13 protein-coding genes are annotated in these 14,121 nt (G+C 66.4%); 6 read left to right on the top strand and 7 right to left on the bottom strand.

The window, feature by feature from the left end:
- A partial coding sequence (locus QOH60_RS25370) for a VCBS domain-containing protein (protein ID WP_526424642.1) occupies positions 1–2,479 on the bottom strand: 2,479 nt, incomplete at its 3' end.
- Between QOH60_RS25370 and QOH60_RS25365 the strand changes: the two genes are divergently transcribed.
- Positions 2,427–3,245 (top strand): hypothetical protein, encoded by an 819-nt coding sequence (locus tag QOH60_RS25365; protein ID WP_526424641.1) that lies wholly within the window; start codon positions 2,427–2,429, stop codon positions 3,243–3,245. The genes QOH60_RS25370 and QOH60_RS25365 overlap by 53 nt on opposite strands.
- 111 nt (positions 3,246–3,356) lie before the next feature.
- Here QOH60_RS25365 and QOH60_RS25360 read toward each other — a convergent pair whose 3' ends face one another.
- Entirely contained in the window at positions 3,357–3,869 is a 513-nt protein-coding gene (locus QOH60_RS25360) for a hypothetical protein (protein WP_526424640.1), read from the bottom strand.
- Positions 3,866–5,194 carry a serine/threonine-protein kinase gene (locus QOH60_RS25355; RefSeq protein WP_526424639.1) on the bottom strand — a complete coding sequence of 443 codons (1,329 nt, stop codon included), beginning with the start codon at positions 5,192–5,194 and terminating at the stop codon, positions 3,866–3,868. The genes QOH60_RS25360 and QOH60_RS25355 overlap by 4 nt, the downstream gene beginning before the upstream one ends.
- Before the next feature lie 29 nt (positions 5,195–5,223).
- On the opposite strand from QOH60_RS25355, the gene QOH60_RS25350 reads away from it, so the two are divergent.
- Positions 5,224–5,928: a dienelactone hydrolase family protein gene (locus tag QOH60_RS25350; protein WP_526424638.1), complete on the top strand. Its 705-nt coding sequence runs from the start codon at positions 5,224–5,226 to the stop codon at positions 5,926–5,928.
- 7 nt (positions 5,929–5,935) lie between these two features.
- Here the strand turns inward: QOH60_RS25350 and QOH60_RS25345 are convergent, their stop codons facing one another.
- Genes QOH60_RS25345 through QOH60_RS25330 form a run of 4 tightly spaced genes read right to left on the bottom strand, consistent with a single transcriptional unit; the run spans position 5,936 to position 9,992 of the window.
- Complete coding sequence (locus QOH60_RS25345) at positions 5,936–7,864, bottom strand: acetoacetate--CoA ligase (RefSeq protein ID WP_526424637.1); 1,929 nt, start codon at positions 7,862–7,864, stop codon at positions 5,936–5,938.
- Positions 7,861–8,667, bottom strand: a complete 807-nt coding sequence (locus QOH60_RS25340) for an HpcH/HpaI aldolase/citrate lyase family protein (protein ID WP_526424636.1) — start codon at positions 8,665–8,667, stop codon at positions 7,861–7,863. Before QOH60_RS25340 ends, QOH60_RS25345 begins: the two co-directional genes overlap by 4 nt.
- Entirely contained in the window at positions 8,664–9,152 is a 489-nt protein-coding gene (locus QOH60_RS25335) for a MaoC family dehydratase (RefSeq protein ID WP_526424635.1), read from the bottom strand. The genes QOH60_RS25340 and QOH60_RS25335 overlap by 4 nt, the downstream gene beginning before the upstream one ends.
- A gap of 9 nt (positions 9,153–9,161) precedes the next feature.
- Entirely contained in the window at positions 9,162–9,992 is an 831-nt protein-coding gene (locus QOH60_RS25330; protein WP_526424634.1) for an SDR family oxidoreductase, read from the bottom strand.
- Between the two features lie 86 nt (positions 9,993–10,078).
- Here QOH60_RS25330 and QOH60_RS25325 point away from each other — a divergent pair, with 86 nt between their 5' ends.
- From QOH60_RS25325 to QOH60_RS25310, 4 genes are read left to right on the top strand one after another with little or no spacing between them, the layout of a single operon-like run.
- Positions 10,079–11,656: a methylmalonyl-CoA mutase family protein gene (locus QOH60_RS25325; protein WP_526424633.1), complete on the top strand. Its 1,578-nt coding sequence runs from the start codon at positions 10,079–10,081 to the stop codon at positions 11,654–11,656.
- A 25-nt stretch (positions 11,657–11,681) separates the two neighbouring features.
- Complete coding sequence (locus QOH60_RS25320; RefSeq protein ID WP_526424632.1) at positions 11,682–12,083, top strand: cobalamin B12-binding domain-containing protein; 402 nt, start codon at positions 11,682–11,684, stop codon at positions 12,081–12,083.
- 28 nt (positions 12,084–12,111) lie between these two features.
- On the top strand, positions 12,112–13,068 hold the full coding sequence (locus tag QOH60_RS25315) for an LLM class F420-dependent oxidoreductase (RefSeq protein WP_526424631.1): 957 nt from the start codon (positions 12,112–12,114) through the stop codon (positions 13,066–13,068).
- On the top strand, positions 13,065–14,111 hold the full coding sequence (locus QOH60_RS25310; RefSeq protein ID WP_526424630.1) for a CaiB/BaiF CoA transferase family protein: 1,047 nt from the start codon (positions 13,065–13,067) through the stop codon (positions 14,109–14,111). The genes QOH60_RS25315 and QOH60_RS25310 overlap by 4 nt, the downstream gene beginning before the upstream one ends.
- The last annotated feature ends 10 nt before the right edge of the window (positions 14,112–14,121 follow it).

Raw genomic sequence — 14,121 nt, 5'->3', positions numbered from 1 at the left:
CGGACACGGTGTAGCTCAACGTGTTTCCGTCTGCATCCGAGCCGTTGACGGATCCGCTGACCGTCCCCGTTGTTTGATCCGGTGTGCTCATCGTCGGCGTCGCCGTTGGCGGATGGTTCACCGGTGGGGTGGGTGAGATCGGCACAGCGAACGTGACCACCGTCGATGACAGTCCGTCACTGGCGGCCACAGTGATGTTGGTGGCGGTGGGTCCGTTGTTGGCGGCCGCGTCGCGGGCGGTCGTGTTGGGCGTGAAGGTGTAAGTGCCGTTGGCGTTGACTGCGACTAGACCTACCGACGGCTGGGCCGGAACGCTGTAGGTCAGTGCATCGCTGTTGGGGTCGGTGAAATTCAAACTCCCCGTGACGGTTCCGGTCGCAGTGACTGGCATGCCCACCGTCGGTGTTCCCGCGGTCGGCGCCACATTGGTTTCGGCGATCGGCACGCTGAACGTGACCGGTGTCGACGATTGCCCATCGGAGGCCACCACCGTGAGCGAGGCGGCGTCGGGGCCCGGTGACGCCAACGCGGCATCGCGCGCTGCCACCGTCGGGGCAAACGTAAAGACGCCGGCGCTGGACACCGTAACCGTGCCGGTCGAGGGTTGAACCGGAACGGCGTAGGTCAACGAGTTCTTGTCGGGGTCGGTGAAATTCAGCGACCCGGTGACCTGTCCGGTGACTCGGTCTGGTGTACCTAAGCTCGGCGTGCCGGCTAGCGGGGGCCGATTGCCCTGCGGCGTCGGCAAGATCGGGACGTTCTGCACGGTGACGGTCTTGCTGGCTTGCCCGTCGCTGGCGGTGACGGTGAACGTGGTCGTAGTGGGCCCGTCGATGGCGGCGGCGCGGGCGGCAGCGGACGGGATGTACGAATAGGTGCCGGCGGCGTCGACGGTGACAGTGCCGGTGGTGGGTTGGGTGACGGTGTAGGTGAGTGTGTCGCCGTCGACGTCGGTGTTGGCGAGTGCGTCAACGACGGCGCCGGTGGTGAAGTTGAGCTTGCCGGTGACGGCTGCGGTGACGGGGTCAGGGGTGCCGACTGTAGGGGTGCCGGCGATGGGTGCGGTGTTGCCGCGGTTAACGGTCAGAACGCGCACCGCGGAGTCGGCCTTGTCGGAGATGTAAAGCTGACGCCCGTCGGGGGAGATGGCGATGGTGTGCCAGTCGTTCTCCGGCGTTGAGTCGATGGTGAGCGTGTTGGTCACGGTGTTCGTTTTGGTGTTGATCACCGAGACGGTGTCCGGACCGTTGCCGACGTAGAGCAGGCTGCTGTCGGGGCTGAGCGCCAGTCCGAACGGGTTGGCGCCCACGGTCACGGTGGAAACGACCGCGGAGGTGGCGGTGTTGATCACCGACACGGTGTTGGCGCCGGAGTTGGCCACATAGACGCGACTGCCGTCGGTCGACACGGCCACGCCGAAGGGGTTGGCGCCCACGGTGATCGCATTGCCTACCACGGCGTTGGTGGCGGTGTTGATCACCGACACGCTCTGACTGTTGTAGTTGGCGACGTACACCCGTGTCCCATCGGGAGACACCGCTATGCCTCCCGGGGTGAAGCCCACCGCGATCGTGGTGACGACGGTCGGCGTGGTGGTGGTGGTGTTGATCACCGCAACCCTGTTGTTGGCAGTGCCGGTCACATACAGGCGCTGCCCGTTGGGGGAGATGGCCATCCCGTACGACTGGCCGACAGTGGTTGTCACGGTGCTGATCACGGTGTTGTTGGCGGTGTTGATCACCGACACGGCGTTGTTGCCCGCCACGTACGCGCGGGTGGCGTCGGCGTTCATCACCACCGACGTCGGCGCACCTACCACGTTGATGGTGACTTTCGCCCCGGTGACGCGGTCGATGACCGACACCGTGTTATTGCTTGAGTTGGCCACGTAGGTCTTGGTGGCCGACACGGCCACCCCGATCGGACCAGGCCCCACCGAAGTGGTGCTGGCACCCGAGATCACTGCAGGCAGTACCGGCACGTTGATCACCACAGGGGTGGATGCCTGGCCGTTGGACACCATCACGGTGAAGCCGTCCAGGTCGGCGGCGGGAGTCGCGGCGGCGGCCAATCGGGCGGCCTGGGTGGGGGTGTACGTGAACGCCCCGGTGCTCGCAACCACCGTGGCGGTGCCGCTGGTCGGGCCGGCGCCCGTCAGCGTGTACGTGAACGGACCCTGGCCGGTGGGATCGATCGTGCCGGTCACCACACCGGTGGTCTGGTCGGGCGGGTTCTGCGGGTCGTGGGCCGAGATCTCGTCGCTGGCCAGGCTGTAACTCGCGGAGATGGCCCGGCTCGGTGTCTGGCCGGTGGTCGTGGTCGCGGTGTTGGCCAGCGATCCGTCGGCGACATCGGCGCCGCCGAACGGGCGGCGCGTCCATGCCAAGACCCCCCACAGCAGCGGCGAGTCAAAGGGGGGAGTAGGCGTGGTGCCGGCCGTCGAGTTGAGTCCGACGAGCGACAACACGTTCGAGATCACCGCCGACACCATTTTCGGCGGCGCCATCGGCTCGCTGGATATATCCGGAACAGCTTGCACCCCAACCGGATTGGCCTGCGCCGCGGTGGTGGTTGCCAGCGTTGGCTGCCGCGCCTGGGTGTCCGACAGTGCGGTGACGGAGGAGGCAGCCAAAGGGCTTTCGCGCGTAGTCGAGAAGCTCTGCGCCGATACCTGCATCTTTGACACCGGCGGGGACTTCGCGGCGGCGTTCGTCGACGAGCCCAACGCCATCGACGACGCACTGCTCGACAGTTTCGGCTCCTGCTGCTCACTGTTTTTCGACGGCAACGGATTCGGTGGGACTTCCAATTTGGGGCCGGATGAGGGCGACGAACTCGTACGCGGGCCACCACTGCTCTGCACCACACCACTACGCGGATCACTCGTCACCGACGCACCCGGGGACACCGACCCCGATGCCGACGTCGAACTCGATGGGGCGGTCGGAGGCGTCACCGTCACTGTCGGCTTGGCCGGTGACGGCGAATCCGCCGACGTTGGGTCTGGAACCGACGCGGATGACGAGCCCCCCGGCGATGAGCTTGTCCCGGGCGATGAGGATCCCGACGAGCTGCCCGTCGAGGTGTCATCGGCCCACGCCGCCGGTGTGCCCAGCGACAACGCAGCGCCCACGCCGAGCGCCACCGCCAATCCACCCACGCGGCCTACAAAACATGCAGCGCTCATGACAGCCTCCAGAGGTCAATCGCGTGTCTGCAAAGGTTGGGGACACCGAGTTCTGTGATCGGAATCGTCACTCGGATCGCGGATGGCGAGCTCAGTAGTGCAGTACTGCTTTCCGCGCGCCGGCGGACGGCAACTACTTAGTCGCCTTTGACGCTACTGCGGGGACCGGCTACAGCGGATCAAGTTTGTCGATCAACCACGTGCCGCTGTGCTTGACCATGCTGACGCGGAATGAGAACGCCGTGACTTGTGGTGTCGGCGAATCGCGCGTCGTTCGGCTGGTACTACCAAGGACGATGATCGCAGCCCGGTGACCACTCATTGATTCGATCGCGCCATCCGAGGCGGCTGCGGTCTGTGCGACGCCGGCTTGCGTCGCAGCGTCCCTGCTTTTTTCGACGGATTGCCTGTAGTCCTTCAGGAAATCACCGGTAAGTACAGCCTCGGCGGCTGCTATGTCCTGATCGAAGGTGTCAGGCTTGTAGCTGTACACCTTCGAGATGTTCGCCTTCGCGGCGTCTACCACCAGCTGGCGGGCGCCAGCGTTATTCACTGTCGTGTCAAGTGGTTTCGCATCCTTCACCACGAATTGCCATGCGCCGAGGGAGGCCGCCGCCACGATTGCAGCGCCCAGTAGAACGACGAGCATCCACCACAGGGCGCCCGGCTGGCGGCGCGTCATCGGGCGAACTCGAGTTTCGAGATCTTGTACGCGCCCTCGATCCTGACGACGTCGAGCTTCAACCGGAATATCCGGGGCGGTTGCGCGCCACCCGAATTGGTGACCTGTGCTTCCTCGACCACCAAAACGTGAGCTGTGGATTCATCGATCGACTCCAGTCCGGCTCCCTTCGCGGTGGCCTTTGTCGTCGACTTGGTGGCCTTGAGCACCTGTATGAAATTCTCGCGCTGCTTGACGAAGTCGTCATGGAAGCTGCCGGTCGAACCGTCAAGTATGCGCTGGACATCCACCTCTGAAGAGTCGGCACCGATATTGAACAGGTACCCGCTGAAAGTCCTCGCTGCATCGACGTACGGTTGCCATTCCGCTGCGACCGGCGACGGCTTGGGCGTGGGGCGAAGGAACTGCGTTGCCGCGAAGGCGGATACGCCCGCAAGCAAGATCGCCAGGATCAGCGGGATGAGCCACCGCGAACGTGGTCGTCGGGCAGGCGGTTCCCAGCCAGGGGCAAGCAGCAGGGGTGGCGGGCCCGCGGGCGGCTGAAAAGGCGGAGGAACGAGCGCGTTGATCGGCATCTGGACCTGCGCCGACACCGTGCCCGTCTCGGGCTCGCCGGCTACTGCGCGACGCAGCGCGTGCGCGAAGTCAAGGCACCGGGGATAACGCTGCGCCGGGTCTGCGGCAAGCGCGGCCGACATGACCGGATCGACCCGCGCGAGTTCGGGACGGAACTCGGACAGTCGCCCAGCGGGCGCGCCCTGCTGGGGCGGGGATCCGGTCAGGAGATGAAACGCAGTGGCGGCCAACGCATATTGGTCGGGCTGGCCGGTTCGCCGGGGGATGCCCAATTCCGTGAGCAGGATGCGGCGGCGCGGTGAGTCGAATTCGCTCAACAGGATTTTGGCAGGTTTGACGTCGCCGTGCATGAGCCCGCGTTCGTGCGCATAGTCCAGAGCGTCGGCGACGGCAATGATGACGGCAACTACATCGCCAATCGGCATCTCGGCCCCGAACCGGTCCCGGATCAACCGAGAGGCGTCAATGCCGTCCACGTACTCCATCGCGATCCACAGCCGGCCGCCGTCCTCGCCACGGTCGTGCACGCCGACGATGTGCGGATGGGATAGCGTCGCGGCGATTTCGGCGTCTGCGTTGAATCGTTCACGGAATTCGGCGTCGTCAGTGAGCTCCGGTGCGAGGACCTTCAGCGCGTAGGGGCGAGGCAAACGAGGGTGAAGCGCCAAGTATACCTCGCCCATGCCCCCTGAGCCCAGCAGCCGCTGGATCGTGTACCCAGCGAAAACGTCATCGCCGGTTAACGACATGCCGGGCAGCCTAATGCGAGACTTGCCCGGTGCCCACCATTTCCTACGACTGTCCGGCCGGACCACTCCCGGCCTACCAGGCGGTTCCTTCAGGCCACGGCCCGTTTACCGGCGTGGTCGTCATCCACGACGCTCTCGGCATGACCGAGGATCTCCGCCGCATCACGGACCGCTTCGCGGCCAACGGCTACCTCGCGCTGGCGCCAGCGCTGTTTCAGCGCGGCCAGAAGCTGCCGTGCATCGTGCAGACCTTTCGATCACTGCATCGGGGCAGCGGTGCCGCGGTCGACGACCTGGTCGCGGCCCGCGACCATCTCGCGGCCGACGATCGCTGCACCGGAAAGGTGGGAGTCGCCGGATTCTGTATGGGCGGCGGATTCTGTCTGGTGCTTGCCGGCCGGGGTGTGTTCGACGCCGCGGCACCGAATTACCCGAACCCGTGGCCGAAAGACATTGACGCGCTGCGCCGCTCGTGCCCGATGGTCGCCAGCTACGGCGCGAAGGACTTCATGTTGCCCAATGCAGCAGCCAAGCTCGAGGCGCTGCTGTCGGAGGCTGACGTGCTGCGGGATGTCAAGGAATACCCTGACGTGGGGCATGGCTTCATGAACGACTTCAGTGCACCACCGGCCTTGCAGTTCGTCGAACGCGTTGCCGGGCTGGCCTATTCAGAGCCCGACGCGGAGGACGCCTGGGAGCGCATTCTGACGTTCTTCAAGACACACCTGGCATAACTGTCTGTCACCACTGGTGTTCGCGGCCTCGCTCGCGGTACCAGTCCAGGAGATCCGGATTGTCGATCGAGCGCGGGTCGACGGCGACATCGGTGCGTCCGGCCAGAATTCCGGTGACGGGCACCTCGAGCTTCTTGCCGGTGCGCGTGTGGGGGATCCCCGGGGCTTCGATGATCTCGTCCGGCACATGCCGCGGTGACAGTTTCGAGCGAATCTCGTTGCGAATCTTGTCCGCAAGGGCCTCGTCGAAATCGCACCCCGGCACAAGCGCGACGAAAAGTGGCATCCAGTACGCGCCATCGGGTCCGTCGATGCCCACGACAAAGGCCTCGCCGACGTCGTCGATGCCTTCGACCACCTCGTAGATGTCGGCCGAACCCATTCGGATGCCGTGCCGATTCAAAGTCGCGTCACTGCGGCCCTGGATCACCAGTGAACCGCGTTCGGTCAGCGTGACCCAGTCGCCGTGCCGCCACACCACACCGTCCTTTTCTGCTCCTCGCGTCCGCGCTGCCAGCCCGTCAGCCCAGTGATGTTCGAAATAGGCTGCCCGGTAACGTGATCCGTCGTCGTCGTGCCAGAACCCGACCGGCATGGACGGCATGGGCTTGGTGATCACCAGCTCGCCGACCTCGTTGACGAGCGGCCGGCGATCCGGCGACCAGCACTCGAGCGCGACCCCGAGATAACGGCACGCGAGTTCTCCCGGGCGCGCGGGCACTGACGGTGTTCCGCCCGCGAAGGCCGTGCACACGTCGGTTCCGCCGCTGATCGACGACACGTCGCTGCCGACATGTGAGCCCACCCATTCGAACAAGTCGGCGGCCAGTGGAGAGCCGGTGCTGCCAACGGTGCGCAGCCTGCTCAGGTCGTGTGCGGAGCCGGGCCGCAGCCCTGCCTTGCGCGACGCCAGCAGATGGCCGGGGCTGGTGCCGAAATAGTTCACCCGTTCGTCTGCGACCAGTTGCCAGAGCCGGTCGGCATCGGGGCACAGCGGATGACCGCTGTAACACACCACTGTCGCACCGACGAGCAGCCCGGAGATCCGAAAATTCCACATCATCCAGGACAATGCAGTCTGCCAGAAGAACACATCGTCTGATCCCAGATCGCCGTGCAGCCCAATCGCTTTCAGGTGTTCGAGCACGATCCCGCCGTGGCCGTGAACGATGCCCTTGGGCCTGCCCGTCGTCCCCGAACTGAACAACACCCACAGCGGATGGTCGAACGGCACCGAAACCACCTCGGGTGCGACCGGCTCCGAAGCCAGATCGCGATACTGGCCACCGTCGACGCCGATCACGGGCGGCGCGCCGGGAAGCAACGCGCGAAGTTGGGCGGTGTGTTCCCGCTTGTCGATGAAGCGCCCGTTGAGGTGATAGCCGTCGGCGCTGAACAACACCTTCGGGTTCAGCTGAGCCAGCCGCGCCGCCGCGCCCTCCGGCGCGTAGTCCTGGCCACACGACGACCAGATCGCGCCGAGCGACGCCACGGCCAGCGACGCGACCATCGCCTCGGCGACGTCGGGCAGATAGGCGGCGACGGCGTCGCCGCGACCGACTCCGAGCCGGCGTAGTTCGGCGGCGAGCGCGCCGATCTGTCCAGGCAGGTCGCGCCAGCCGATCTCGGTGCGCGCGCCCGACTCGTCGATGCCGACGATCGCCGCGCCGTCTTTGTCCGCGTGCGACAGGATCCGGTCGACGTAGTTCAGCTGGATGCCCGGAAACCATTGCGCCCCAGGCATCGACGCATCGGCGAGCACGGCCGCGTCGCCGTGTCTCAATTCGCCCCGGCCGTGCACGTCGAAGTATTCCCATAGTGCCCGCCAGAACCGGGCCGGGTTGTCGACCGACCACTGCCACAGCTGCGCATAGTCACCCGTCGGAGCCCCGTGACGGTCGGCCGCCGCTTCCGCGAAGCGCTGCCAGCGCGTCATTTGGAATTGAGCCGGACGATGTGCTGGGCGCGGCGAAGCACGGGCATGTCGACCATCATGCCGTCCAGCTGGAACACGCCGCGGTTGTCCCGCGCGGCGGCCACCACCCGCTGTGCCCACTCGACCTGCGCGGGTTCGGGGGTGTAGGCCGCCCGGATCACCGGAACCTGGCTGGGGTGGATCGCGACCTTGGCATCGAACCCGACCGCGACCGCGTCGTCGACCTCGTCGCGCAGCCCGTCGAGATCCTTGATGTCGAGGAACACCGAATCCAGCGCCAGCCGTCCGTATGCCTTCGCCGCGAGCAGCGACTGCGACCGCACATGCTGCGCGACGTCGCGGTAGGAGCCGTCGGGAGTTCGGTTCATGGTGCCGCCGGTCGCCGCGAAAAGGTCCTCGGCACCCCACATCACCGCGACGGTGTTATCGACGCGAGCAGTCTGGCTGACCGCCAGCGCGCCCAACGGTGTCTCGACGAGCACGATAACGTCAAGCGGGCGCAGCGAACTGACCTGTTGCGCCGACTCGGTTTTCGCGAGCATCACCGTCGAGTAGGGGGTGCGGGTCAGGGCGTCGCGATCCAGTTCATGGTCGGGCGTGTCCACGGGATTCAGCCGCACCACGGTTCGGTCCGGGTCAAGGGGATTGTCCACCAACGCTTTTCGAGCGTCGCCCCGGTCGGCGGCCGCCACTCCGTCCTCGAGATCGAGAATGACGACGTCTGCCGCGGCGGCTGCCTTCGCGAAGCGTTCGGGGCGATCGGCGGGGCAGAACAACCACGCCGGTCCCGTCTGCAGGGTCATGATGGTGCAACGGGTTTGGTGCGCACCAGGGTCTTGCGGGTGGCCGTCGCGACGACGTCGCCGCCCTGATTGCGCCCAATGTGGTCCAGCGTCACGATTCCCTCGCCCTCCCTGCTCTTCGACAGCCGCTTGTCGGTCACCACAGTCTCGGCGTACAGGGTGTCACCGTGGAAGAGGGGCTTGGGGAACGCGATCTCGCTGAATCCGAGATTCGCCACGATCGTGCCTTGGGTGAGCTGCGCGACGGACAGCCCGACGAGCGTGGACAGCGTGAACATCGAATTGACCAACCGCTGGTGGAACGGCGGGAGCGCGTCGGCGAACGCGGCGTCGAGGTGCAGCGCCTGGGTGTTCATCGTCAGCGTGGTGAACAGCACGTTGTCGGCCTCGGTGATCGTTCGGCCAGGCCGGTGCAGGTACCGCACCCCGATCTCGAACTCCTCGAACCACAGACCGCGCTGTTCGACGGTGCGCTCCTCGCTCACTTCTGCTCCCTATCCGATGAACAGGTCGACGATAGGGTGCGGCCCGCCGCCGTAGCGCGACAGGTCGTACCCGCCGGCCGCGACGAGCACGTCCTCGTCGATATAACACCCACCGGTGGCCTCGCGGGAGGGCCGCGACAGAATTTCGACGGCCGCGTCGGCCATGATCTCCGGGCTGCGCGACGCCGCCAGCTGCTTCTCGCCATCGGGGGAGTTGGCGACGGCGGCGGTGGCGATGTAGGTCTGCGGCCACAAACAGTTGAATGCGATTCCGGCGTCGGCGAATTCGGCCGCCCAGCCCAACGACAACAGCGACATCCCATACTTGGATAGCGTGTACACCGGGTGCGCGCCGAGCCACCGGGGGTTCATGTTCAGCGGCGGCGCGATCGTCAGGACGTGCGGGTTCGCGGACTCGCGAAGGTCCGGCAGGCAGGCCTGGGTCAGCAGGAAGGTGCCCTTGATGTTGATGTCGGCCATCAGGTCGAACTTCTTGACCGCGAGCGTCTCGGTGGGCTCAGTCGAGATGGCGCTGGCGTTGTTCACGCAGATGTCGACACCGCCGAACGTCTCGACCGCGACCTTCACCGCGCGGCGCACGTCGTCGTCGTTGCGGACGTCGCCCACCACCGCGGCCGCCTTGCCGCCGGCCGCCTCGATCTCGGCTGCCGCGGTGTGGACGGTGCCGGCAAGCTTGGGGTGCGGCTGGTCGGTCTTGGCGAGCAGGACGACGTTGGCGCCGTGACGGGCGGCGCCGAGGCCGATCGCGAGCCCGATCCCGCGGGTCGCGCCGGAAATCACCAGGGTGCGGCCGGCCAAAGCAGTCGGATCTGCGGGCATGTTTCCCTTCCGTGCAGCCGTTGGGGCTGGTCGTTACCGCATGATGGTATTGGCATTCTCATTTTTTGCAAGTACGGTATCCATTGATGAACGACCAGGTGCAAACCTCTTCGGGGATCCCTCTCGAGCCGGTGTACGGACCTGCTGACCTGCGCGAGGAGCCTCCCGCGCCCGGCGCCTACCCCTTCACGCGCGGCAATTTCGCCAAAGGCTACCGAGGCCGGTTGTGGACGTTTCGCCAGTACTCGGGCTTCGGAACGGCCGAAGAGTCGAATCGGCGGTATCGGTACCTGCTCGACCAAGGCGGTACGGGCCTGTCGGTCGCGCTGGACTTGCCGACCCAGTGCGGCTACGACTCCGATGACGCCGAGGTGGCCGAGGAGGTCGGCCGCGTCGGCGTCGCGGTGGACACACTGGCCGACGCCGAGATCCTGTTCGACGGGATCCCGCTGGACAAGATCAGCACCAGCTTCACGATCAACGGCACCGCCGCGATCCTTCTGGCCTTCTACGTCGCGGCCGCAGAGAAGAAAGGCGTTCCTCGCGCCAAGCTCACGGGGACCATCCAGAACGACATCCTCAAGGAGTACGCGTCGCGAGGGACATGGATCTGGCCGCCTGAACCGTCGCTGCGCCTGATCGCCGACACCATCGAGTTCTGCGCCGCCGAAGTGCCGAAGTTCAACGCGATCTCCGTGGCGGGCGCCCACTTCCGCGACGCCGGCGCCAACGCCGTGCAGGAGATGGCGTTCACCCTGGCCGACGGCGTCACGTATTGCGACACCGTGGTCGAGCGCGGGCGGATGACGATCGACGAGTTCGCCCCGCAGATCTCGTTCTTCTTCTACACGCACGGCGACTTCTTCGAGGAGATCGCCAAGTACCGCGCGGGCAGGCGTCGCTGGGCGACCATCGTCCGCGAGCGGTACGGCGCGAAGTCCGACAAAGCGTCGATGTTCCGGTTCGGCTGCGTGTCCGGCGGCGCGTCGCTGTACGCGCCGCAGGCACAGAACAACCTGGTGCGGATCGCGTACGAGGCAATGGCTTCGGTGCTCGGCGGCGTGCAATCTCAGTTCACCGCTGCGTGGGACGAGCCGTTCGCCCTGCCCAGCGAGGAGTCGGCGACGCTGGCGCTGCGCACCCAGCAGATCCTCGCTTACGAAACCGGTGTCACCCGGGTCGCCGATCCGCTCGGCGGCTCCTACTTCGTCGAGGCGCTCACCGACGCCACCGAGGAGAAGATCATCGAGGTCATGCACGATCTCGAGCAGCATGGCGGCATGGTGAGAGCGATCGAAGACGGCTACCTGCAGGGCCTGATCGCCGACGAGGCGTTCCGGCTGCACCATGATGTCGAGTCGGGGGTCCGCCCGGTCGTCGGCGTGAACAAGTTCGTCTCCGACGAGCCGCCGCCCGACGTCACGATGTACGAGCTGGACGCCGAGGGGCGTGACACGCAGCTGAAGCGGCTGAGCCAGGTCAAGGCGGAGCGAGACGCTGCGGCTGTCGCCGAGGCGCTGGCGGCTCTGTCGCGTTCCGCGGCAGGCAGCGACAACCTGATGCACCGGTTGATCGACTGCGCCAACGTGTATTGCACTGTCGGAGAGATGGTTTCGGCGCTCAAAGCGGTGTGGGGCGAGTTCCAGCAGCCGGTGGTGTTCTGATGCTGCGGACGCGAGGAGCAATTCAGTGAGCGCTCGGGTCCTGGTGGCCAAGCCCGGTCTCGACGGGCACGACCGCGGCGCGAAGATCGTCGCCCGGACTCTGCGCGATGCAGGCTTCGAGGTGATCTACACCGGTATCCGGCAGCGCATCGAGGACATTGTGTCGATCGCCCTGCAGGAAGACGTCGCGCTGGTGGGGCTGTCCATTCTGTCGGGCGCGCACGTCGCGCTGACCACCCGGGTGATTGAAGCGTTGCGCGCGGCCGACGCCGGGGACATCGCCGTTGTGGTGGGCGGCACGATCCCGCATGCCGACGTGCCGAAACTGCTTGCGGCAGGGGCTGCCGCCGTGTTTCCCACCGGCACTCCACTGGACGATCTGGTGCGTGACGTGCGCGCGCTCACGGAAAAGGTGGCGGAGCAATGAGACTCGGGCGGGCGAAGCGGGGCGGGCAATGAGACTGGGCGTGATGATTGGGGCCGAGCGCGGCGACATGGCGCGCAAGGTCTCCAAGCTGGTGTCCGACATCGAATGGGCCGAGTCCGCAGGCATGGACACTGCCTGGATGCCGCAGGTACCCAACGACTTCGACGCGCTGACCATGGTGGCGGTGATGGCCGCGCACACGTCGCGCATCGAGCTGGGCACCGCCGTGGTGCCGTTGCAAGCTCAGCATCCGATCGCCCTTGCACGCCAAGCGTTGTCGGTGCACGCGATGGCGGCCGGCCGGACTGCACTCGGTGTGGGTCCGTCACACCACTGGATCGTGCGTGACATGCTCGGCGTACCTTACGAAAAGCCCGCCGCCTACACCCGCGACTACCTCGAGGTGCTCAACGCCGCACTCGCCGGTCCCGGGCCCGTGGACGTCGAGAACGACTCCTTCACCGTGCACAATCCGACTGTGCTGGGCGCTGATTCGCCGATGCCGGTGCTGGTTGCCGCACTGGGTCCGGTGATGCTGCAGATTGCGGGCGAACTCGCCGACGGCACCGTGCTGTGGATGGCCGACGAGCGCGCCATCGGCGACCACATCGCACCGAAGATCACCAAAGCCGCCGCCGACGCGGGCCGCGCGGCGCCGCGGATCGTCGCGGGCATACCCGTATGCCTGTGCGCGAACTCGGAAATCGACGCCGCGAAGGAACGCGCCAACCGGATCCTGGCGGAGGCGGAGACGTCACCGAACTACCAGCGGTTGCTGGATCGCGGCGACGCACGCGACGTCGGAGACCTCTGCGCGGCGGGCGACGAGGACGCGATTTTGGCCCGGTTCAAGAAGTTCGCCGACGCCGGCGTGACCGACCTGTCGGTGCGTCTGCTCCCGATCGGCGCCGACCGCGACGAGCTGATCGCATCCAAATACCGCACCCGGGAAGTGATCGCGGAATTGGCCAAGGCCGTCAGGTGACTGCGTCGGCCGGGCCGCTGGCTGGTATCCGCATCCTCGAGGTCGGCACCATGCTGGCCGGCCCGTACGCCACGATGATGCTGGCGGACCTCGGCGCGGAGGTGACCAAGATCGAGCCGCCGGGCGGCGAGATCTCCCGCCAAGTGGGGGATAGCTACTTCGCCAGCCTGAACCGGGGCAAGCGCAGCGTCTGCCTTGAGCTGAATACCGAAGCGGGACAACAGAAACTCGGGGAGCTGGTCGCCCAGGCGCACGCGCTTCTGGTCAACCTGAAGCCGTCGGCGATCCGCCGGCTCGGCCTGACGTACGACGCGTTGCGCAAGTACAACGACAAGATCGTCTGCGTCGCGCTGACCGGCTACGGGCTGGACGGAGGCGACGAGCCCGCCTTCGACTACGTGGTACAGGCCGCCACCGGGATCGCTGCCTTGACAGGCGATCCCGACGGGCCGCCGACGCTGCCCGGATACTCCTCGGCGGACAACTCCACGGGCCTGACCGCCGCCCTGGGGCTTCTCGCCCAGATCATCTCCGGGCGCGGCGGGCAGGTCGACGTCTGCTTGCAGGACGTCATGCTCTCCCAGCTGAACTATCGCGCGTCGGCGTACCTCAACGACGGCATCGAACCGCGCCGCTACCCCAATGGCGCACATTCATATTATGTTCCCGCGCAGCTGTTTCCGACGGCCGACGGCTACCTGGCGTTGTTCATCACACACGACGCGTTCTGGAAGTCGTTCGCGGCCGAAGCCCAGGTCGACGGTTTCGTGACGATGGCCGAGCGGGTGTCGCGCCGCGGCGAGGTGCTGGCCGTCGTCACCGATGCGCTGGCGAAAGACACCGCGAAGGGCTGGGAAGCACGGCTGCGCCCTCTCGGGATCCCGGCCGCGGCGGTGCGCTCACTGCCGGATGCTCTGGCCGCTGATCCCGGAATCGTCGTGACCGCAGGCGACTACAAGCTCGTCGGCAGCCCGGTCCGGATCGTCGGCTACACGCCTGACTACCGGCCGCCGCCGCCCCTGCCGCGGCCCCCGCCAAACTGAATATTTTTAC

This window comes from Mycobacterium sp. (assembly GCF_032159765.1).
Lineage (GTDB): Bacteria > Actinomycetota > Actinomycetes > Mycobacteriales > Mycobacteriaceae > Mycobacterium.
Note: the sequence above shows the minus strand (reverse complement) of the source record. Positions and strands in the feature narration are given on the sequence as shown.